General features: G+C 57.3%; 17 protein-coding genes. 8 read left to right on the top strand and 9 right to left on the bottom strand.

Annotated elements, in window-relative coordinates:
- Window positions 1-17 precede the first annotated feature (17 nt).
- The 3 genes from ACOI1H_RS05980 to ACOI1H_RS05970 all read right to left on the bottom strand — a co-directional run bounded on the left by ACOI1H_RS05980 (window position 18) and on the right by ACOI1H_RS05970 (window position 2,448).
- Window positions 18-1,103 (bottom strand): replication initiator protein A, encoded by a 1,086-nt coding sequence (locus ACOI1H_RS05980; RefSeq protein WP_422435905.1) that lies wholly within the window; start codon window positions 1,101-1,103, stop codon window positions 18-20.
- A 323-nt stretch (window positions 1,104-1,426) separates the two neighbouring features.
- A complete protein-coding gene (locus ACOI1H_RS05975) occupies window positions 1,427-2,023 on the bottom strand; it encodes a hypothetical protein (protein WP_422435885.1) in 597 nt (198 codons plus the stop codon).
- Window positions 2,020-2,448, bottom strand: coding sequence for a hypothetical protein (locus ACOI1H_RS05970; RefSeq protein ID WP_422435883.1), 429 nt, complete (start codon window positions 2,446-2,448; stop codon window positions 2,020-2,022). The genes ACOI1H_RS05975 and ACOI1H_RS05970 overlap by 4 nt, the downstream gene beginning before the upstream one ends.
- Before the next feature lie 671 nt (window positions 2,449-3,119).
- Between ACOI1H_RS05970 and mobQ (ACOI1H_RS05965) the strand changes: the two genes are divergently transcribed.
- Entirely contained in the window at window positions 3,120-4,421 is a 1,302-nt protein-coding gene (gene mobQ / locus ACOI1H_RS05965; protein ID WP_422435898.1) for a MobQ family relaxase, read from the top strand.
- Between the two features lie 178 nt (window positions 4,422-4,599).
- On the opposite strand, the gene ACOI1H_RS05960 is transcribed toward mobQ (ACOI1H_RS05965), so the two are convergent.
- Both ACOI1H_RS05960 and ACOI1H_RS05955 read right to left on the bottom strand, forming a co-directional pair.
- Window positions 4,600-10,245: a cadherin-like domain-containing protein gene (locus ACOI1H_RS05960; protein WP_422435897.1), complete on the bottom strand. Its 5,646-nt coding sequence runs from the start codon at window positions 10,243-10,245 to the stop codon at window positions 4,600-4,602.
- A gap of 193 nt (window positions 10,246-10,438) precedes the next feature.
- Window positions 10,439-11,611 carry an IS5 family transposase gene (locus ACOI1H_RS05955; protein ID WP_422435896.1) on the bottom strand — a complete coding sequence of 391 codons (1,173 nt, stop codon included), beginning with the start codon at window positions 11,609-11,611 and terminating at the stop codon, window positions 10,439-10,441.
- Between the two features lie 544 nt (window positions 11,612-12,155).
- Here ACOI1H_RS05955 and ACOI1H_RS05950 point away from each other — a divergent pair.
- The 6 genes from ACOI1H_RS05950 (at window position 12,156) to ACOI1H_RS05925 (ending at window position 14,731) form a co-directional block, all read left to right on the top strand.
- Entirely contained in the window at window positions 12,156-12,800 is a 645-nt protein-coding gene (locus ACOI1H_RS05950) for a tyrosine-type recombinase/integrase (protein WP_422435894.1), read from the top strand.
- Window positions 12,801-12,803: 3 nt separating this feature from the next.
- Window positions 12,804-13,058: a WGR domain-containing protein gene (locus ACOI1H_RS05945; RefSeq protein WP_422435892.1), complete on the top strand. Its 255-nt coding sequence runs from the start codon at window positions 12,804-12,806 to the stop codon at window positions 13,056-13,058.
- 162 nt (window positions 13,059-13,220) lie between these two features.
- Window positions 13,221-13,487, top strand: coding sequence for an antitoxin (locus ACOI1H_RS05940; RefSeq protein ID WP_422435890.1), 267 nt, complete (start codon window positions 13,221-13,223; stop codon window positions 13,485-13,487).
- 8 nt (window positions 13,488-13,495) lie between these two features.
- On the top strand, window positions 13,496-13,795 hold the full coding sequence (locus tag ACOI1H_RS05935; RefSeq protein WP_422435888.1) for a type II toxin-antitoxin system RelE/ParE family toxin: 300 nt from the start codon (window positions 13,496-13,498) through the stop codon (window positions 13,793-13,795).
- Window positions 13,796-13,880: 85 nt separating this feature from the next.
- Window positions 13,881-14,522: a ParA family partition ATPase gene (gene parA / locus ACOI1H_RS05930; RefSeq protein ID WP_422435887.1), complete on the top strand. Its 642-nt coding sequence runs from the start codon at window positions 13,881-13,883 to the stop codon at window positions 14,520-14,522.
- The gene (locus ACOI1H_RS05925; RefSeq protein ID WP_411724340.1) at window positions 14,519-14,731 is read left to right on the top strand and encodes a hypothetical protein; all 213 of its coding nucleotides are present in this window, start codon (window positions 14,519-14,521) and stop codon (window positions 14,729-14,731) included. The genes parA and ACOI1H_RS05925 overlap by 4 nt, the downstream gene beginning before the upstream one ends.
- Window positions 14,732-14,748: 17 nt before the next feature.
- Here ACOI1H_RS05925 and ACOI1H_RS05920 read toward each other — a convergent pair whose 3' ends face one another.
- The 3 genes from ACOI1H_RS05920 to ACOI1H_RS05910 all read right to left on the bottom strand — a co-directional run bounded on the left by ACOI1H_RS05920 (window position 14,749) and on the right by ACOI1H_RS05910 (window position 17,179).
- Window positions 14,749-15,834 carry a replication initiator protein A gene (locus tag ACOI1H_RS05920; protein WP_422435905.1) on the bottom strand — a complete coding sequence of 362 codons (1,086 nt, stop codon included), beginning with the start codon at window positions 15,832-15,834 and terminating at the stop codon, window positions 14,749-14,751.
- 323 nt (window positions 15,835-16,157) lie between these two features.
- A complete protein-coding gene (locus tag ACOI1H_RS05915; RefSeq protein ID WP_422435885.1) occupies window positions 16,158-16,754 on the bottom strand; it encodes a hypothetical protein in 597 nt (198 codons plus the stop codon).
- Window positions 16,751-17,179 (bottom strand): hypothetical protein, encoded by a 429-nt coding sequence (locus ACOI1H_RS05910; RefSeq protein ID WP_422435883.1) that lies wholly within the window; start codon window positions 17,177-17,179, stop codon window positions 16,751-16,753. Before ACOI1H_RS05910 ends, ACOI1H_RS05915 begins: the two co-directional genes overlap by 4 nt.
- 671 nt (window positions 17,180-17,850) lie before the next feature.
- Here ACOI1H_RS05910 and mobQ (ACOI1H_RS05905) point away from each other — a divergent pair.
- Window positions 17,851-19,152 (top strand): MobQ family relaxase, encoded by a 1,302-nt coding sequence (gene mobQ, locus ACOI1H_RS05905; protein ID WP_422435882.1) that lies wholly within the window; start codon window positions 17,851-17,853, stop codon window positions 19,150-19,152.
- A gap of 252 nt (window positions 19,153-19,404) precedes the next feature.
- Here mobQ (ACOI1H_RS05905) and ACOI1H_RS05900 read toward each other — a convergent pair whose 3' ends face one another.
- Window positions 19,405-20,622 carry a response regulator gene (locus tag ACOI1H_RS05900; protein ID WP_422435880.1) on the bottom strand — a complete coding sequence of 406 codons (1,218 nt, stop codon included), beginning with the start codon at window positions 20,620-20,622 and terminating at the stop codon, window positions 19,405-19,407.
- Window positions 20,623-20,790 lie beyond the last annotated feature (168 nt).

The following is a 20,790-nucleotide window of genomic DNA, read 5'->3' as shown; positions in this document are numbered from 1 at the left end:
GTTTTTGAGTATTTACTCTACCACCCGCTGCGGCCACGTTTCTTATACCAAATCTTGCAGAACCCGAGGAATGCGGCGTCCGGGTTCTTCGGAGGCTCTTTCTGCCTTGCTGCGTAGGTTCGCCATTCCCCGACAAGAACCTTGATGTCCCATGTCGGGGCCAGCTCCCGCGCCCGTTCGAGGGTATCAGGCGAGAGGGGCAGGATATAGCCGCCGGTCAACCGATCCTGTTGGGGTTTCGCCGCATAGGTATCAAGAAACTCGCGCTTCGGCGTGACCGTCAATATGTCGGCTTGCAGTCGGAAAGCATAATCCGGCATGTGATTATGTTCCTCATCGGCCTTGCAGATCGCTTTTACGAGACGCCGGAACTCCTTGTCCGACGATGTCGAGCCGGTGCGGCCCTGTAGCTTTTCAAGACCGCATTTCCATTCCGGCTGGGTTCCGCATTGCTTGCGAGCCAGCTCATACAGACGGCGTTCCAGAGGTTTGCGGAGCTGAAAATAGCGACGGTTCAGTGTCAGAACATCATCACCGGCAATCGCGTTAAAGACCCAATCCGAGAGGGTGACTTCGAGGTCGAGCATCCGGCCGTCACGGGTTTCACGCACGATCCGGTAGCGATCAATCAGGCTGAAACCGTCAATCTGTTCGACACCGCCTGTGGTGATGTTCGTCTCGATCTGGGTTCCCTGTAACCGCTCCAGCGCGGCCTTGAGGCCGATGTAGCCGGTTCCGGCGACGGGCCGGTTGGTTGCAACGAGCAGATCGTATGCCTTGAATCGCAAGGTCCGATGGACCTGCTTCCCATCGTTCAGTGCCGACATGACCTGCGAAATGCAATAGATCAGCACGTCGCGGTCATGAACTGTGGCGAGACCGATCATGTTTGGTCGGACTTCGACGTAGCTCTTGCCGTCGGTGGCCACGTAACGCCGTTTTTTTGTGTCCGGCTTAGTCGAAAGGGTGAAGATGGGGTACGCCATGGAAGCCATGTCACCCTTAGGTGCGGCATCGAAAATATCGCAAACAAAAAAGTCTCCCTGCGCGTGTCGCAAGGGAAGCAGAGGCGTCCTGTCCTGTTTCGTAATATCACCCACCATGCCTACAATATTCGTAATATCACCCACCGATGCAAGCGGTTCGTAATATCACCCACCGGAACGCTTTCGTAATATCACCCACCGTCTTTCGTAATATCACCCACCGTCTTTCGTAATATCACCCACCGGGAGCCAAAAAACAGGCTGATTAAAGACATTAAATCAATTGGTTAACAACCTCACTGATTCGCGTAACACAGACTCTAACACATATATAACACCCAGCTTGATCGGGCGTGGCCAAGATCAGCCCATTTTTCACCTCGAAGCGACCTGTCAGAACAGACGCACCGAAGATGCTGAGAGCCCAGAAAAGCCATGTCTCACTCCCTGACGATCACGCAGAACGTCGTCGTCCTGTCTGGATCGATGTTTGGCCTGAACTCTGCCCCGATGATCTTGCAGGGCCATTGCCAGTGCTGGGGCAGGGCGGGGATGAGGACGCTGCCGAGGAATAGAGCTACAATGAGACCTGCGCCAAAGACGAGGGGCAGCCCTACAGCGGCGCGCTGCTTGATGACGGCCTCACGGGCTGCGTAGTCCTTCACGGCCACCCTGAGGGCCTCCAGGGCGTCGTGTGAGGGTGCAGTGCCCTGCTTGGCCCCTGTGGCTGCCCCACGCTCTGCTGCGGCGCTCAGGCTGTCAGTGGCGCCCTGTGTGCTTGTCTCAATGTCGTCTGGAATATTCTTCAGCCGTCCATCTACCGTGATCAGCCATTTCACGAGCAGATCGAAGTTCTGGCTGACCTGCTCGATCAGCTGGTCCGTCACCCCGGTGCGGCTGTCCAGTTCATCCAAGATCTCAATGAAGGCCGCGGCGCTGTCACCACCGTTGGTCGTGATCTCCTTGTAGAAAATATCCCGTAAACTGGGCATGGTCTCCGGTGTCTGGTCCGGCTCGGCATCGGTGATGTCGCTCATGACGGTTTCTCCATCCGGACACTTTGCGCGGCATTCAGATTGCTGGCCGTTGCAGGGTCCGATGTTCGCGACGGATCGTCAGCATGCGCCCCCTCGACATCGCCCCTGTGGGCACCGGCACTGTCCGCGCCTCCACCTCCGTTCAGGACAGTGTCGATGTCTCTGTCTGCCTCCGAAGCTGGGGGAGACCATCCCTCGAAGGCCTTGCGGTCCTGAGCACGAGCGAGACCTTCCACCAGGGACTTCAGCAACCGGGTCACATCGGGATCGCGGCTGGCCCGTTCGATGAGGGCACCGCCGAGGACAATCTTGCGCCGGGCATCGATCTTGCGGTCCTGTGTCGCCTTTCGGGCGCGTGCGGATTGAAGTCGTGCCTTGGCTTGTTCGTACTGGCGTTCGAGCTTTTCCAGATTAGGGTCGGCCATGACGGGGTTCCTTTTGAGGGGGTGGTGCGCTACGTTGAGGGAGGGCTACCATGAAAGCCGATAGGATTGAATGGCGCACTTATGCAAACTTGTCCGTCACTGCGTTCCTTGCCAAGTTTGCGTGCGGTCTCACCGGGGCAGAGCCCCCGCCGACAGCGTCCCCGTCCAATGAAGCTATGCACATTGGAATGGAAGGGCGCATCGCCCCTTCCAAACCTTCCCAGACCAACCTGCGCGATTGGATGGCGTGCCGGGCTGACGCGCCGCCAGTGCGACCGTGGCACCTTGCGGGTGCCGGGTCTGCTGACAGCTTCGTCAGCCCGGAGGCGTCGGAACAGCGAGCCTTGTGGCCCGGTTCCTCGCCACGTTTGCCGCGCTGCGCTTGTCCGGCAAACGGTCCTGTCTGTCCCTCACTCTGACCGCCCAGGTGCGGCCGGTCAGAGTGAGGGATGCGACGGGGCAGGCAGCGGCTTGCCGTCCGGATGGACGCCTACGCTGCTGCCTCCTGTCGCCCGGCCCGCTCCGCGTTGCGGGGCGCGGCGCGCCGGGCGACAGACCGGGCCACGCACCCCGCATCCCTGTGGCTGGTGCCGGGGTTTGCGTTGTGTGTTGGCAGGCCGCGGCGGGCTGGTGTCCGCCGCCTGTCCCGGTCTGCTGGAGGGGTAGGGCGCATGGCGAGCTACCACCTCAGCGTCAAGACTGTGAAGCGCAGCGTTGGGCGTACGGCGACGGCCGCTGCGGCCTACCGGGCGGGCGAGTGCCTGTCCTGCGAGCGGGAGGGCCGGGTGCATGATTATACCCGCAAGCAGGGTATCGAGGATGCTTTCATCCTCGTGCCTACCGGCGCCCCCGAATGGGCCTCCGATCGCGCCGGTCTGTGGAACGCGGCCGAGGCGCGCGAGACCCGCAAGAACTCCGTCATCGCCCGCGAGTGGGAGCTCGCCCTGCCGTCGGAGCTGTCCGCCGCAGGTCGGGCCGCCTTGGCGCGAGACTTCGCCCAGGCGCTGGTCGACCGCTACGGCATCGCAGCGGATGTGGCCTTGCACGCCCCGCACCGCGAAGGCGATCAGCGCAACCACCACGCCCACATCCTGACCACCACGCGTGTCCTGTCAGCGGACGGTCTGACCGACAAGACCCGCATCCTGGATGCGGCCAAGACCGGCGGCGCCGAGATCGAGGACATGCGCGGCCTCTGGGCGCAGATGCAGAACCATGCCTTGGAACGCGCTGGCCTTGAGGTGCGGGTCGATCACCGCTCACTGGAGGATCAGCGCGAGGCGGCGCTGGAGCGCGGCGAAGAGCTGGTCGCCATGACGCTGGACCGTGACCCTGAGATCAAGCTGGGACCGGCAGCCAACGCCATGGAGCGCAAGGCCCGGCGCGTGGCTGAACGTGATGGCACGGACTACACGCCCGTCACCCAGCGCGGGGCGCAGGTGCACGGGGTCCGCCAGCAGCGCAGCCTCATGGCCGATCTGCTGGAACGCATGGTTGAGGCCCACAACATCTACACGGCAGCCCGTGAGGCCGACGCCAGTCGCTTGAATGCGGCGACTGAAGCCGCGCGGGTATTGTTTTCTGGGGCAGGGGCGAAGGACTTCGCTGCGAGCTTCAGCCGGGCGTACCAAGGGAAGGAGGCCGAGCGGCAGCGGGCCTTGGCGGAGGAGAGGACGCAGGCGCGTGAAGCGGAACGGCTGGCGGCACTGGAAGCCGAGCGCGCGCAGTTCATCGAGCAGATCGCCCGCGCTTGGCAGGACAGCCGCGAGCTCGACAACGGGGATCTCAGTGAGGAGCGGCAGCAGGCGCTGATCTCACAGGTCGATGCCGCAGCCGATCGCTTTGGCTGTGACTTCGATGACATCGCAGGGCCGGCCAACGCACGCGCCAACGAGATCAAGGACGAACGGGTGAAGGCGTTGGAGATCGAGCGCGAGTTGAGCCGCGGGATCGGGGAGGGGTATGGGCTTTGAAGCGGTAGCGTCACCCTGCTGCCCGGACTAACGCCGTGACCTGCCCGCCGCCCATAACAAAAATCTGCAGGTTCGAGGTCGGTGATCTTCGGGTTCAATATGGGCCAGCCCAGATGCGCAGAGTTTATGACACTCCCATAGAAAGCCTTCTTGACCTCAATTGTTTCGGGCAAAGACCTCAAACAAACACGAAGTTATCTACCAATTCTACACGGAAGACCACGTCCTCATAGTCCAGATCACCGCCGCCTGTCAGGTCCTCAAAGCCAATGGAGATAGATTCTCCACCGACATCAACGCCTGACAAGGCATGCTGCACGCCGTCAGAGTTCATATCTTCTGCAAAGCTGTGGAATACCATTTCATCAACAGCAGTGCCATTCACTGCGATTGAGATATCCTTACCATCTGCGATGGTTGCCGCTGCCCCAGAACTATTTATAAAACTAAGCGTGTCGGTCGAAACCAGTGTCGTCGCCCAAAGGGCGGCGTCTTGAACGATGAAAAACCCTAATTTATTGTCCGCTTCTACATCTGTGATACCAGTTTCTGCCACTTTATCAGAATTAGCATTCTTAAAAAGAATGCGAGCATCAACGATGTTGCCGCTTGCATTGATTTCATAAACGCCGACTACATTATTGTAGCCAGCAAAACCCATATCCCGCAATGTGACCTTAAAATCAGTCGAGCCATCGCCTTTCAAAAAATTCTGATTAATGATCCCATTGACAAGTTCTGGGTCGACGGCTTGCCGTTCTTGTAGTTCAGGCAGAAATGTCTCGAAGCTTAGTGTCGTATCCTCTTCAAACGCTACAGCCATAAAATCTCCTGAAGAAAAATCACCAAGCAAAGTCATGGAGCCATCAGCGTTACCGTCTTGGTCTATATCTATACCCAATACGGTCGGATCACCGCTCACGGTCATATCTGATCGTGCGAATCTGACCCCTTCAAAAATAATGCTGTCTTGCCCATTGAAGTCTCGAACGGTGTCGCCAAAATGATCTGACGCACTACCAACCAATATATCGGCACCTGAGCCGAGTGATATAATATCAGCGCCTCCCCGAGAAGCGACAACATCATCACCAGACATCGCGTCGATATCGTCGGCCTGATCTGTTCCAACAATGCTGTCGCTGCCGGTCGTGCCATTAATCGGGTTCAGGATAGACGCCGGTGTACCCTCACCCGTGATAGTTATGGTAACTTCACCGCAAACCGTTTCGGTTCCGTCAGAGACCAAGTAGACAAACGTGTCTGCGGCCGTTTCACCATTGAGCAAGCTGTCAAAGGCACCGTTCGGATCGTAGCCGAAAGTTCCATCACCGTTGTCGGTCACGATCCCGAGCGTTCCGGTCAGGTCCAGGCCGACGATGTTCAACTCATCGCCGTCACCATCGGTGTCGTTCAGAAGCACATCTCGAGTTATGAATGCAGTAGATTCTGAAGTAGTGAATGCGTCCTTAATTGCTTCAGGTATTGCGTTGCCAAGATAATTTAACTCCAGCCCGTATCCAGTTTGTGTTCCGGTGAAGCTTGCCAGTCGAAAGTTGCCCTCCAACGTAATCGTAGCGTCGACTATTCCGTCGAGATCCTCATCGATCTCAATAATTGCCGAGCCCTTACGAATATTGATATTCTGAAAATTAATGTTCGGATCTTGGATGAGGAACGCTGATCGTGAGTCAAACGAAGATATTCTAAGTCCGTTCAAGTTATCTACTTGCCCGACAAACAACGCATCCTGTCCGTTAGGAACGTCAAACGGAACGAAGGATTCGTTAACTTGGTAGATGACTCTGTCTGCAGCTACTACCTCAGCCAACGAAGTGCTGTCGGAAAGATTCGCAATCGACGCGATCTGATTGTCGGCGTCATTCTCAAGCCACTGGAGGACATTTTTAGCATTCTGTCCAAGCACCCCTGCGGTCTCGATGAGAGATGAAAGGAGGTTTCCAGCTGTTGATCGTGTCTCTTCGGTCGATGCACGATTGGCAAAGAGGGCTGTCACAAATGGAACGGCCACGACCGCTCCGGGTCCAGACGCGAACGCCGCGCCCAACATAAGCGAGTAGAGTTGATGGTACTCGCTATCGACACCAGATCGTATGGCACCATGGCTGAAGAACGGACTTCCGAGGACTTCTGTCGTGTTCGGTGTCGCCGCGTAATAAATTTCTGGATACTCGTCGAGAACTGGCACGTCGTTTACCCATGCCCGGCTATAAAGTTCAGGCTGTGACCAGTGGCCTGTATGCGCGCGCGCAAGTAGATCAGTGGCATTTCCATCAGGCGCGACGCTGTCCATATCGTAATAGACTACTTCGCCTGGCGTGAATCGATTACCGACTTGACTGACGATGTCTCCCGCTGAGACGAAATGGACAACCCCCTGAAGGCTACCGTAGTCGGTCGCGTCACTGCCTTTGTTGATTCCCGCCGTGTTGAACGTCGTAAGGTATCCGGTCGGGCGAACATTTTCCCCGATCATGAATTCGATGGCAAGTTGCGCTTGAGATCCGCCTTGGCTATGACCGGAAATGCTGGCGTTACGATTTTCAACGAGCCAATCATGGAAACCCGGACCGCCGTCGGAAGACCTAATATTATCGTCCCATGCGGCCTTAATTTCGCGGTAGCCTACTCCATCAATTGGGCCATTCTCGATCCAATCAGATATGATTGCATCAGTTCCCCTGAATGCAAGGACCGGTGCATAACCGGCCTTCTCAAGCACAATGGCGCGGAAAGTATTTTGGACAAACTCATGTTTGACGGTCCAACCATCAATTAGTATTTGCCCGTTGTGTCCGACGATCCCGTTTTCACCAATCTGTGCAACGGGTCCATCTCCGTACGCCGACTGGCGAGAAAAATATTCAAGTTCTAAATTGTTAGCATACTGAAGCTCGCCGACTGACAACGTCAGACTTGCTGTGTCGGATAATAATCCGTCGCTTGCCTCGACCGTAAATTGCGATGCCTGGCCAATCGGCACTACCGTAAGACGACCAAACTCATCAAAGTTAAAAACAGTTCTGACTGTTTCAGAATCATCCAGACGCAAAATTGCATTTTGGTCCACGCTCACTCGAATCGAGGAGATGTCCGAGTTGCCATCGGGGTCACTTACGGCAAACAACTGATCAAGCCGGACGGCCTGTCCCCTTTCGATTACGCCGGGCAGCATCCGTGGCGCGACATCTGGCGCACGATTCTCAGGAGCCGGTTCTATGACATTAATCCGAACAAGTAGGTCGTTGCTGTCGTTGCCCTCAGCGTCAAATGCCTCAATGGCAATATCATTAAAGCCCTGATTTTGTCCGGCTACGTAGGAAATCCTATCAAGTCCATTCAGACCGACATCTTGGAAAGTGCCTGTGATCCGCACACCGTCCAGCGCGAGGTAGCCGCCGTCTTCTCCCGGCGTGGTATCATAGAAGCGGATGTATGAGACGTCGCTGTCCACATCAGAGACATTAATGACCGAGCTGTCGAAGATGATCGAAGTAATCCCGCCCGATCCCTGTGCATCAAGCTCGATCAGGGTCGGGCCTGTAATAATAGGAGCCGAACCTATCGAGGACGTTTCGTCAGTAAAGCTGAGATTAACAATCAGTGGGTTGCTGACATTACCTTCGCGATCAGTTGCCTCGATCTGGATCGCGTTAGTGCCAAAGGTGTTGGGCTGATAGAACCAGTATTTCAGGTCTTCGGGCGTGATGTTGATCCGGTATGGCTCCGACATTGGACGCGTCACGATAAAAGGTGACCCGAAAAGTGGATTGCTAAGGAATACTCCACCGTCGCTTCCGGGCGTGTTGTCGGAGATTTCGATCGAAACTATGTCGTCTGCGCCATCTGGATCGGTCAGCGCAAAAAGGTTGGCAAGCGGAATCGAATCGAGAGTCGAATACGTTTTATGGGTATCTCCTGATGCGACGGGCGGGTCATTTGGTCCATCCGAGGTGGAAATCGAAAAGACAGAAACACCGACTTCAATTAGATCAAAAGAGTCCTCACCTGGAAGTTGCTCAGTTCGCCTGAACTCGCTGGCGACCACGAACTCTCCCGTCTCAAGACGAATGAGGTCCGGCCTTTGCCCAAATTGAACGCCAACATCATCGGAGACTTGAGCAACCGTCCCATCTGCCCCATAAAACGCTGCCTTCTGAGTTATAACCGAACCGAAGCCTGCCTCCCTTTGGCCGTAGAACAACAGGACACCACCGTCTATTACTTCAAGACTTGGCTCGCCTCCGACATTATCTATGCTTAGCGCGGGCGGTCCAGGAACCATAGAACCGTCGGAATTAATGAATTTCCCCGACAGAGTGTATGTCGTGGTATCGGGATCACGCTCTCGCCATGACACAAAAAGAGTGCCATCTTCCATGTTCAGCACTTCCAAGCCTATCGCAAAACGCGCACCTTTGTCCGTTATTAAAACTGGATCGCCAACAGGTTCGCCTAATATCGAAAGAGTTTGGGCGTAGTACCGCACCGGGTCGTGATCAAATGGATCTCCTGTTGCCTCACCCCAAAGTAACATCAGGTCGCCCGAAGATAGCTCTGTCGCTATCAGAAATCCATTTGGGATATCTGACGTCTTTTGCACCTTCAAATCAAGGCGCGCCTCGATTTCAAGCGCTCCATCCTGATCAAACTTCAAGAATATGAAGTCTTCTTCAGTCGTCTCTGTCAGAATGAGAGTAAGGCCGCCGTCTTGCAAGCCCAATGAGACCTGATCATTCACGTTCAGACGATCAATTCCCATTGTTCCGTCAGAATCAATTCTAGTTGAGACCGTGTCGGCCGAAATTTGTGCTGTCTCTTCGTCTAACCTAATCATAGTAATGTAAACGACTGGTCTAAAGTATTCAGCGCTTGTGTGAACAAGCGCAATGTCTCCAGACGTCAACTTGAAAAGCCCAAAATCAGAGTCTCTTTCAGAGACAGCGATTTCGTCGGTCAATGGCCCGTCGCTATTCATGAGCCGGGCGTAGGTCCCGCCCGGAGCGTCCGTAGAACGCCAAACGGCAAGAAAGTTCGAGTCTGATAACGGCACGAGTTTACTATACCATTGCGGACCGCTTTCCGTTTGGTTCAATTGGAAGCTGTCGCGCAGGGAAATTGATCTCGGTGTGCCCCCTCCGTCGACCGGTGTAGAATGGCTCCCACCCGAATCGACGAGCCCTGAGAACGATCCGAACCCGTTTCCTCCTAGGTCGTTCTCGAAGGTCGCAGCGATGTACACATCATCCAGCCTCGACACGAACGCCGCCTCGAACTGACCGCCCGGCGCGAATGCTGCCGTGATGTCGTCGAGCGAATGCCGCACGATCCCGGCGGTGTTCCAGTTATCCACCACCTCGACGCCCGCCTCGGTGACCGAGGCGACAACGAACGAATGCGCGCCATAGCCTCCACCAGGCAACAGCGATTCCTCCGCAGCGTTGCCCGCCGTGTAGACCCGCACCACGTCGCCCGGTCGCAGAGCTGCCGTCATAGCGCTGGCCGAGGTCCCTACGAAGATCGACTTCCAGCCATCGCCTGCCACGTCGTCGGTGCCAGACTTGATGCCCGGCGAGTGCGGTACAATGTAGGTGATATCCTGCGGTTGAGCCGGGTCGCCGCCGATGGTGTTGTCCTTCAAATCGAAGAACGGAGCACCGGCGAGGTTGGAGACCCCCCAAACGAAATCGGTGCACCCATCGATTGTCCAGTCGATGCCGATGTTGGAAATTGCGATATCTACTATTTCCTGAGCGGAAACCCCTGACTGGATTTCATCTGCCTTCAGTAAGTCTCTCAGCATCAAATATCCCTAAACCTAAAAAATTATCGATTTCAATGAATTTTCGTTCGGTTGAAGGTGTCAGGTCAAGCATTTTAGCAGGCCGCTGAATTAGTCGATGCGCGGGAACGTTGATCTGCCTGTGGGGTGATTGCGCGCTTCGCTCGTCAACAAGGGTCCGAAACTTTCAACCCCCATTCAGTCGTCTTCCGCCTCATGTTCCCAGTAATCTGGGCAGTCGGGCCAGGTTATTGGCGGCCATCGTCAGGATGAAGCGGGATCGCACCCGTTCGACGCCCCGATAGACGGTTTGCGCCATGCCGCCGACGGTCTTGGCCCAACCGAAGGCTTCCTCGATCCGCTTTCGGTGCTTGATCGACAAGGCGTAGCCCTGATGTCTGGTCGTGCGCCTGTCGATCGCTGAGTATCGCGATTTCTGCGCGACATGCGGTGTGACGCAGGCCTCCCTGAGGTCAGAGACGAACTCGGCAGCGTCATACCCCTTGTCCGCCCCAAGCGTCAGCCGCCGGGTTGATCCGGGAGAGTGGCGATGCACCATGTCCAGGGCGGCACGCCGCTCGGCATGGCCGTCTGCCTGCGTCAAGTCGCCCTGAACAACCAGACCGTGGCGGTTCTCCATCAGCGCATGGCCCATGAAGCACAGTGTCGCGCCGGCGCCGGGCGATTTCTTGTAGAGGCGTGCCTCCGAATCCGTGGTTGACGCGTGGGTAGCGTTCGAGCGCTTCTCGCCCTTGAAGTCGACCTCGGCATTCCGGTTGCGGTGATGGGGGCGGGGCATCGGTTCGGTCTCGGGCTCAGATTGGGTGGGTTGGTTGTCAGGGGCGATGGTGGACGTTGGCGGATCATCCGGTCCTTGATCGTCGGGTGGCGTGACGCCCGCCTTCGGCTGGAAACTTTTCATTGAAGCCCATGCCTTGATCAATGTCCCATCGACCGAGAAATGCTCATCCGATAACAGCGGTGCCACCTCGCGGTGTGCCAGAATTGCCGCCATCACCTTGCGCGATATGTCCGTCGTCAGAAGTCGGTCGCGGTTTTTGGTGAACACTGTGGGGACCCAAACCGGGGCGTCGATACCAAGGCCGACAAACCAGCGAAACATCAGGTTGTATTGCATCTGCTCCATCAACTGGCGCTCGGACCGAACCGAGAACAGGATCTGGATCAAGCTGGCCCGGATCAGCCGCTCAGGTGCGATAGAAGGACGGCCGAAGTCGACATAGAGTGAGGCAAACTCGTCATCGAGGCTGGCCAGGGCGTCATTGACCACTTGCCGGATCTTGCGCAGCGGATGCTTGGCAGGGATGCGCTCCTCGAGATCGACATAGCTAAACAGCGACCCGCTCGTCTCGTCTGTCCCGCGCATCTTCACCCCCGACATTGCCGTGCGGAGAGTGAATCATGTTCTCAATTTACTGTCGAGGCGGGACTATTTCAGCAGCCTGTTAGACCTGCCCATCTGTGTTTCAACCGGCAGGTGTAGTTGGTAGCTACGTGTTTGATGGATTGATGGCCAACGCGCTCAATATAGGCGCTTTAAATTTCTACCCGAAACGCTCCAGAGCGTGTGGAAACGCGCCTGACGGCGGGGTTAGAATGGAATTCTAAGGCTGAGATTGGGATTTTTGACGAGTCTTAGCCGTTTGGGCGGTCAGACGCCTAGGGCCGTTTGCGTCGGATCGAACCGGTTGAGTGCAAATGCGAAAGGTCGAAATTGCGTACCTGCTGCGTCTAGCTTTCCAGTATCCTCCTTCAGGATCTTTATGCAAGCTTTTGACTATTAGCTCGCATGGCGACCAGTGGGCTGCAGCCTTGTAAAGTAGGGGTTTCATAGGTTCTTCGCACTTTGCTTCTTCCAGCATGCACGCTTTGCCGCCATGGTGAGTGTATAGCCTGCAAGGATCGGCCTCATGATACCCCCTCCGAAACCGGCCTGGAACCGCGGCAAGGTGGTGGGCAAGAAGCCCCCCCTCACCCCCGACGAGGTCAGCCTGATCCGCCTGCTGTTGCGGCAGGACAGCCGGACCCAGCCGGCGGCGGTGCGCGACTTGGCGCTGTTCAACGTTGGCCTCGATACCTGCTTCCGGGGCTCCGACCTGGTGCGCCTGCGGGTGGCCGATGTGGCCACCCCGCTCGGCGTGCGCGAGATTGTCGAGATCCGCCAGAAGAAGACCGAGACCCGGAATGCCCGTCCGGTGCAGGCCCGGCTGTCGGCCGTGACGCGCGACAGCCTGCGGGTCTATCTCGCGGTCAGCGAGCGGCCGCTGCACGGTTGGCTCTTCACCGGACAGGGCGTGCGGTGGTCCAACAGTCATCTGAGCGAAAGCCAGCTCTGGCGCCTGTTCAAAGGCTGGCTGGTCCGGGCCCGGCTCGATCCCGCCCTTTACGGGCTGCACTCGTTGCGCCGGACCTTCCCGACGTACATCCACCAGCAAACCGGCAACCTGCGTGCCGCCCAGCTCCTGCTGGGACACGTCAGCATCGAGAGTACCAAGGAGTACATCGGCACCGAACAGGCCGAGGCGCTCGATATCGCTCGCAAGTATCACCTCTGACCCATGCAAACCTACCTCGAAAAGCGTGACGCGGCGACCAATCAGGCCCGGTACTATCGCATGCTGGTGCTGCCGAACCTGTTCGGGGCCTGGACCCTGTACCGCGAGTGGGGCCGGATCGGCCAGGGCGGCAAGGTCTGCATGGAGTGGTTTGACAGCGAGGACCTTGCCGTGGGGGCGCTCATCGTGCTGGAAGCCGCCAAGCGCCGGCGCGGGTATTGGGTCGAGCCGCAGCAATTGGACATGTTTGAGGCGTGAGCCGTGCTTCTGCATTTTAGCGGGACACTTTGCGGCGCTCAGGTAAAGGCTGCGCCCTGCCCTGCTCAATTCGTTATCGTTCGGACTTAACGACACTACCGTTTGTCAATTTTCTAGACAACAAATGTTGTTTTGTTGGTCATGTTATGCTACCTTCTGAGTATGCCCAGACTCTCGATCGATCTCACTCTAGAAGAACATCAGAAGCTGAAGGCCATCGCTGCGCTGAAAGGCGAGAGCATCAAGGACTATGTGCTAAAGCGCACCCTTGGCGATGCCCCTGCCCTGGATAACTTGAGCGAAGACGAGGCGGTTGCCGCCTTGTCCGACTTTCTCCGTCCCCGGATCGAGCAGGCGCGGCGCGGCGGACTTTCCACGAAGTCGATGGCCGACATCCGGCGCGAAGCGCACGAACAGGCCGGTCGATAGCCGCCCACATGCAGTTCCATGACCTCACGCTTGCCGCCGAAGAGGATTTGCGCGGCATCTGGCGCTATACTTACGAGACTTGGGGCTTCAAGCGGGCCGAGACATACTTTGACCGGATTGAGGCGTGTTGCGAAGCCGTTGGACGCAAACATGCGCAATCAAAGACACTCGACGGACTGCCGAACGGTATTCGGATCCATCGCTGCGAGCACCACTACATCTTCTGGCTGGACGGAGATCGGCCGGTCATTATCGCCATCCTACACGAGCGGATGGATTTTATGCGACGGCTGAAGGACCGGCTGTAGGCCTTCTGCCAAAACGGTAATTGCGCCATCCAGAAATGAGTATATACTCATTTGAGTAAAAACTCATTTACACAAGGTGACTAACTTGCCGATTATCGCGATACTGAATCCCAAGGGCGGCAGCGGAAAAACTACCATTGCCACGAATCTTGCCCGTTCGCTGCATGAACGCGGCCACAAAGTTCTGATAGTCGATTCCGATCCGCAGGGCAGCGCCCGCGACTGGCACGCGGCCAACGAAGAGAATCCCCTCCCCCTCGTCGCCCTGGATCGGGCAAACAACGTCAAAAGCCTGTCGGATGTCGCTGCCGCCTACGATTTTGTCATAATGGATGGCGCAGCTAAGCTGGAGGACATGATCGCCGCAAGCATCAAGATCGCCGATTTTGTGTTCGTTCCGGTCACACCAAGCCCTTATGATCTTTGGGCCGCGTCGGACTTGGTGGAGTTCATCAAGGCCCGTCAGGAAGTGACAGACGGCAAACCTGCGGCCCGGTTCATCATCAGCCGCGCAATCGCTGGAACACGTCTTGGCGACGAGATAGGCAGGGCACTCGCGGAACAGGGTTTGGGTGTGTTCACTACACATATCACGCAGCGACAGGTCTATCCCCAGACAGCAAGCGAAGGGGGTACGGTTTTCGACGGCAGGAACGCCGATGCACTGGCGGAGATGAACGCCCTTACGGACGAAATTCTCGCCTTCGTCCACGCGGAGGGTGCATGATGGCACTCTCCAGTAAACGCCCAAGCCAGCGTGACGAGATCAAGTCCAAGCTCCTGAACGATGTGACCGAAACCAACGAGAAAAAGCGCCGTCTGAACGCGGAGATCGAGGACTCGCTCTACCGTCGCATCAAGGGGCGGGCGGCGGAAGAAGGCCAAACCATATCCAGCATCACCCGTAAATTATGGATTGAGTATTTGAGTAAATGAGTTTTTGAGTATTTACTCTACCACCCGCTGCGGCCACGTTTCTTATACCAAATCTTGCAGAACCCGAGGAATGCGGCGTCCGGGTTCTTCGGAGGCTCTTTCTGCCTTGCTGCGTAGGTTCGCCATTCCCCGACAAGAACCTTGATGTCCCATGTCGGGGCCAGCTCCCGCGCCCGTTCGAGGGTATCAGGCGAGAGGGGCAGGATATAGCCGCCGGTCAACCGATCCTGTTGGGGTTTCGCCGCATAGGTATCAAGAAACTCGCGCTTCGGCGTGACCGTCAATATGTCGGCTTGCAGTCGGAAAGCATAATCCGGCATGTGATTATGTTCCTCATCGGCCTTGCAGATCGCTTTTACGAGACGCCGGAACTCCTTGTCCGACGATGTCGAGCCGGTGCGGCCCTGTAGCTTTTCAAGACCGCATTTCCATTCCGGCTGGGTTCCGCATTGCTTGCGAGCCAGCTCATACAGACGGCGTTCCAGAGGTTTGCGGAGCTGAAAATAGCGACGGTTCAGTGTCAGAACATCATCACCGGCAATCGCGTTAAAGACCCAATCCGAGAGGGTGACTTCGAGGTCGAGCATCCGGCCGTCACGGGTTTCACGCACGATCCGGTAGCGATCAATCAGGCTGAAACCGTCAATCTGTTCGACACCGCCTGTGGTGATGTTCGTCTCGATCTGGGTTCCCTGTAACCGCTCCAGCGCGGCCTTGAGGCCGATGTAGCCGGTTCCGGCGACGGGCCGGTTGGTTGCAACGAGCAGATCGTATGCCTTGAATCGCAAGGTCCGATGGACCTGCTTCCCATCGTTCAGTGCCGACATGACCTGCGAAATGCAATAGATCAGCACGTCGCGGTCATGAACTGTGGCGAGACCGATCATGTTTGGTCGGACTTCGACGTAGCTCTTGCCGTCGGTGGCCACGTAACGCCGTTTTTTTGTGTCCGGCTTAGTCGAAAGGGTGAAGATGGGGTACGCCATGGAAGCCATGTCACCCTTAGGTGCGGCATCGAAAATATCGCAAACAAAAAAGTCTCCCTGCGCGTGTCGCAAGGGAAGCAGAGGCGTCCTGTCCTGTTTCGTAATATCACCCACCATGCCTACAATATTCGTAATATCACCCACCGATGCAAGCGGTTCGTAATATCACCCACCGGAACGCTTTCGTAATATCACCCACCGTCTTTCGTAATATCACCCACCGTCTTTCGTAATATCACCCACCGGGAGCCAAAAAACAGGCTGATTAAAGACATTAAATCAATTGGTTAACAACCTCACTGATTCGCGTAACACAGACTCTAACACATATATAACACCCAGCTTGATCGGGCGTGGCCAAGATCAGCCCATTTTTCACCTCGAAGCGACCTGTCAGAACAGACGCACCGAAGATGCTGAGAGCCCAGAAAAGCCATGTCTCACTCCCTGACGATCACGCAGAACGTCGTCGTCCTGTCTGGATCGATGTTTGGCCTGAACTCTGCCCCGATGATCTTGCAGGGCCATTGCCAGTGCTGGGGCAGGGCGGGGATGAGGACGCTGCCGAGGAATAGAGCTACAATGAGACCTGCGCCAAAGACGAGGGGCAGCCCTACAGCGGCGCGCTGCTTGATGACGGCCTCACGGGCTGCGTAGTCCTTCACGGCCACCCTGAGGGCCTCCAGGGCGTCGTGTGAGGGTGCAGTGCCCTGCTTGGCCCCTGTGGCTGCCCCACGCTCTGCTGCGGCGCTCAGGCTGTCAGTGGCGCCCTGTGTGCTTGTCTCAATGTCGTCTGGAATATTCTTCAGCCGTCCATCTACCGTGATCAGCCATTTCACGAGCAGATCGAAGTTCTGGCTGACCTGCTCGATCAGCTGGTCCGTCACCCCGGTGCGGCTGTCCAGTTCATCCAAGATCTCAATGAAGGCCGCGGCGCTGTCACCACCGTTGGTCGTGATCTCCTTGTAGAAAATATCCCGTAAACTGGGCATGGTCTCCGGTGTCTGGTCCGGCTCGGCATCGGTGATGTCGCTCATGACGGTTTCTCCATCCGGACACTTTGCGCGGCATTCAGATTGCTGGCCGTTGCAGGGTCCGATGTTCGCGACGGATCGTCAGCATGCGCCCCCTCGACATCGCCCCTGTGGGCACCGGCACTGTCCGCGCCTCCACCTCCGTTCAGGACAGTGTCGATGTCTCTGTCTGCCTCCGAAGCTGGGGGAGACCATCCCTCGAAGGCCTTGCGGTCCTGAGCACGAGCGAGACCTTCCACCAGGGACTTCAGCAACCGGGTCACATCGGGATCGCGGCTGGCCCGTTCGATGAGGGCACCGCCGAGGACAATCTTGCGCCGGGCATCGATCTTGCGGTCCTGTGTCGCCTTTCGGGCGCGTGCGGATTGAAGTCGTGCCTTGGCTTGTTCGTACTGGCGTTCGAGCTTTTCCAGATTAGGGTCGGCCATGACGGGGTTCCTTTTGAGGGGGTGGTGCGCTACGTTGAGGGAGGGCTACCATGAAAGCCGATAGGATTGAATGGCGCACTTATGCAAACTTGTCCGTCACTGCGTTCCTTGCCAAGTTTGCGTGCGGTCTCACCGGGGCAGAGCCCCCGCCGACAGCGTCCCCGTCCAATGAAGCTATGCACATTGGAATGGAAGGGCGCATCGCCCCTTCCAAACCTTCCCAGACCAACCTGCGCGATTGGATGGCGTGCCGGGCTGACGCGCCGCCAGTGCGACCGTGGCACCTTGCGGGTGCCGGGTCTGCTGACAGCTTCGTCAGCCCGGAGGCGTCGGAACAGCGAGCCTTGTGGCCCGGTTCCTCGCCACGTTTGCCGCGCTGCGCTTGTCCGGCAAACGGTCCTGTCTGTCCCTCACTCTGACCGCCCAGGTGCGGCCGGTCAGAGTGAGGGATGCGACGGGGCAGGCAGCGGCTTGCCGTCCGGATGGACGCCTACGCTGCTGCCTCCTGTCGCCCGGCCCGCTCCGCGTTGCGGGGCGCGGCGCGCCGGGCGACAGACCGGGCCACGCACCCCGCATCCCTGTGGCTGGTGCCGGGGTTTGCGTTGTGTGTTGGCAGGCCGCGGCGGGCTGGTGTCCGCCGCCTGTCCCGGTCTGCTGGAGGGGTAGGGCGCATGGCGAGCTACCACCTCAGCGTCAAGACTGTGAAGCGCAGCGTTGGGCGTACGGCGACGGCCGCTGCGGCCTACCGGGCGGGCGAGTGCCTGTCCTGCGAGCGGGAGGGCCGGGTGCATGATTATACCCGCAAGCAGGGTATCGAGGATGCTTTCATCCTCGTGCCTACCGGCGCCCCCGAATGGGCCTCCGATCGCGCCGGTCTGTGGAACGCGGCCGAGGCGCGCGAGACCCGCAAGAACTCCGTCACCGCCCGCGAGTGGGAGCTGGCCCTGCCGTCAGAGCTCTCGGTGGAAGGCCGGGCCGCCCTGGCGCGGGACTTCGCCCAGGCGCTGGTCGACCGCTACGGCATCGCCGCGGATGTTGCCCTGCATGCCCCGCACCGCGAGGGCGATCAGCGCAACCATCACGCCCACATCCTGACCACGACCCGTGTGCTGTCAGCCGACGGTCTGACCGACAAGACCCGCATCCTGGACGCGGCCAAGACCGGCGGGGCCGAGATCGAGGACATGCGCGGCCTCTGGGCGCAGATGCAGAACCATGCCCTTGAGCTGGCCGGGCTGGAGGCGCGGGTTGATCACCGCTCATTGGAGGACCAGCGCGAGGCTGCGCTGGATCGCGGCGAGGAGCTGGTCGCCATGACGCTGGACCGCGATCCCGAGATCAAGCTGGGACCAGCCGCCAACGCCATGGAGCGCAAGGCGCGGCGCGTGGCTGAGATCGACGGCACGGACTATACCCCCGTCACCCAGCGCGGGGCGCAGGTGCACGGGGTCCGTCAGCAGCGCAGTCTCATGGCCGATCTGCTGGAGCGCATGGTGCAGGCCCGCGATATCTACACCGCGGCGCGCGAGGCGGACGTCAGTCGGTTGTCTGCAGCTACTGAAGCGGCGCGGGCGCTTTTTACCGGGGCAGGGGCCAGGGACTTCGCCGCCAGTTTCAGCCGGGCCTATCAGGGGAAGGAGGCAGAGCGACAGCGGGCCTTGGCGGAGGAGAGGTCGCAGGCGCGTGAGGTGGAGCGGTTGGCGGTGCTGGAGGCCGAGCGGGCACAGTTCATCGAACAGATCGCCCGCGCCTGGCAGGACAGTCGTGAGATCGAAGACGGGGATCTGAGCGACGCGCGGCAAAAGGCGCTGATCTCGCAGGTCGAAGCCGCCGCTGATCGCTTTGGCTGTGATTTTGGTGACATCGCAGATCCGGCCAACGCACGTGCTAACGAGATCAAGGAACAACGGGTGCAGGCGCTGGAACTGGAACGCGAGCTGAGTAGGGGGATCGACGATGGGTATGAACTATAGGTCCAACCCCCCGATCCCCCTTGCGCATATCGATCACACCACAGGCCAGATAGGCGTCATGGTCTGCAAAACTGACGCCCGCCCCCTGATCTGGCCAGACCAATGACCCGTGCGCTTCAGCGCTTCAGTGCGGACTGCATAGTTTGTGGTTTTGTAGGTAGCCGATGACAGTTTGCTCATGCGGGCGAGCTACCACACGGGATTCACGACATGAATCCCTCACCCTTTCTGTACAAAGAGCCGGGCGAGAGACTAAGCGACAACGGCTTCAGCGAGACCTCTTGCCCGGCATTGCGCCATTCGGACCGAGCGAGTGATCCGCGATTCAGCATCATTTGGCAATAAGGGTTGCGGTTGGAGAGGTCCGCCGATCGCGGTGAAAAAATACAAGTCGCTTAACTCACTGTTCAAAGAATTGAGCTGAGCCAACTTGCGCTCAATATTTTTTTCAAGTTCTCGGATCTGAGAGAGATTGACCCCTGTTGTAACTAATACAAAGCTATCACTATCAAAATTGGCAATTAGGAACACTTCTACATCAAAGCAATTTTTCGCGGCAAGTGTGACATTATAATTAAATGCTTCCATCTGTAGCGGCGGAAGCGCTCTTGTATGAGACTTCAACTGTGTAAATGAAATCCCAAAAACCTGAATCTCCTGCGCGATCTTCGGCGGAAGTTGCGAAAGATAATCGGCTACAATGTTTATATCGACCATGAAATTTTGCACTGGTAATGGCGCAGTGAACGACGACTTGCGCGCCGGTACCAAGTGCTGAGCCAAGGTTGCTGGAACATCAGACGCGCCCGGATCAGCAGTTCGCGACAGCTTGATTTCGTAAACGAATTGAAGATGCATTATGAACTCTTCGACGTCGAAAGGCTTAGTGACGTAGGTTGTTGCCCCAGCCTTAAATGCTTCGGCCATACTAAATGCATCTCGCACCCCGGATAGCATGATAACTGGTGTATGACCATAGCCCGATATTGCGCGGATCGCGCGACACAGTTCGATGCCATTCATGCCAGGCATGTTTATATCTAGTAAAAAACAGTCGATCTTTGTGTTTTTTTTGGCCAGATACTTAAGGGCGGCGTCCGCTGATATTACCGACGTAACATCAAATCCTGCATCTGTCGGCGCGATCATCGAAATGAGTTCGAGTATCAGCGGGTCGTCGTCAACAGCAAGAATCTTGAGTGTGGATTCGGGCGATAATCCATTTCCTATCCGAAGGGGCTTTGACTGCTTGATTTGTTCGACTGTAGCTCGGTAATCGCCATGGTTCTTATCGCTCACCATCCGCTTGATCATCTCAGTGACAAAGACGAGTATAGCAAAAAAAGTAAAGGTAATCCCGCCGACCGAAGCGTATGAAAACACCATCAGACCTAAGCTGGCACCTGCGACATAGGTCATCAGAAAGGCGATAAAGCCCGCGATCATGCTTATAAGTAAGTACCCAGTCATGGAACTCTTGTTTCGACCCATTTAAATGCATTTTGACAGTGATGACTGAAATTCTAATTAATTTTGCGATCAAAATGTGGTGAGAGGATGGCAAAGTTGCCTATTTGCAGACAAGTAACTGTCGGAGCCAGATTTTTGGCACGGTCAAAGTAAGCCGAAGTAGACCGA

The sequence above is a fragment of the Loktanella sp. DJP18 genome (genome assembly GCF_049310965.1).
Lineage (GTDB): Bacteria > Pseudomonadota > Alphaproteobacteria > Rhodobacterales > Rhodobacteraceae > Loktanella.
This window is presented reverse-complemented; position numbering and strand designations above follow the sequence as displayed.

Bases quoted from the DNA above. Each gene is read 5' to 3' on its own strand.
- ACOI1H_RS05980 (WP_422435905.1), bottom strand. From the start codon at position 1,103: ATGGTGGGTGATATTACGAAACAGGACAGGACGCCTCTGCTTCCCTTG.
- ACOI1H_RS05975 (WP_422435885.1), bottom strand. From the start codon at position 2,023: ATGAGCGACATCACCGATGCCGAGCCGGACCAGACACCGGAGACCATG.
- ACOI1H_RS05970 (WP_422435883.1), bottom strand. From the start codon at position 2,448: ATGGCCGACCCTAATCTGGAAAAGCTCGAACGCCAGTACGAACAAGCC.
- mobQ (WP_422435898.1), top strand. From the start codon at position 3,120: ATGGCGAGCTACCACCTCAGCGTCAAGACTGTGAAGCGCAGCGTTGGG.
- ACOI1H_RS05960 (WP_422435897.1), bottom strand. From the start codon at position 10,245: ATGCTGAGAGACTTACTGAAGGCAGATGAAATCCAGTCAGGGGTTTCC.
- ACOI1H_RS05955 (WP_422435896.1), bottom strand. From the start codon at position 11,611: ATGCGCGGGACAGACGAGACGAGCGGGTCGCTGTTTAGCTATGTCGAT.
- ACOI1H_RS05950 (WP_422435894.1), top strand. From the start codon at position 12,156: ATGATACCCCCTCCGAAACCGGCCTGGAACCGCGGCAAGGTGGTGGGC.
- ACOI1H_RS05945 (WP_422435892.1), top strand. From the start codon at position 12,804: ATGCAAACCTACCTCGAAAAGCGTGACGCGGCGACCAATCAGGCCCGG.
- ACOI1H_RS05940 (WP_422435890.1), top strand. From the start codon at position 13,221: ATGCCCAGACTCTCGATCGATCTCACTCTAGAAGAACATCAGAAGCTG.
- ACOI1H_RS05935 (WP_422435888.1), top strand. From the start codon at position 13,496: ATGCAGTTCCATGACCTCACGCTTGCCGCCGAAGAGGATTTGCGCGGC.
- ACOI1H_RS05925 (WP_411724340.1), top strand. From the start codon at position 14,519: ATGATGGCACTCTCCAGTAAACGCCCAAGCCAGCGTGACGAGATCAAG.
- ACOI1H_RS05920 (WP_422435905.1), bottom strand. From the start codon at position 15,834: ATGGTGGGTGATATTACGAAACAGGACAGGACGCCTCTGCTTCCCTTG.
- ACOI1H_RS05915 (WP_422435885.1), bottom strand. From the start codon at position 16,754: ATGAGCGACATCACCGATGCCGAGCCGGACCAGACACCGGAGACCATG.
- ACOI1H_RS05910 (WP_422435883.1), bottom strand. From the start codon at position 17,179: ATGGCCGACCCTAATCTGGAAAAGCTCGAACGCCAGTACGAACAAGCC.
- mobQ (WP_422435882.1), top strand. From the start codon at position 17,851: ATGGCGAGCTACCACCTCAGCGTCAAGACTGTGAAGCGCAGCGTTGGG.
- ACOI1H_RS05900 (WP_422435880.1), bottom strand. From the start codon at position 20,622: ATGACTGGGTACTTACTTATAAGCATGATCGCGGGCTTTATCGCCTTT.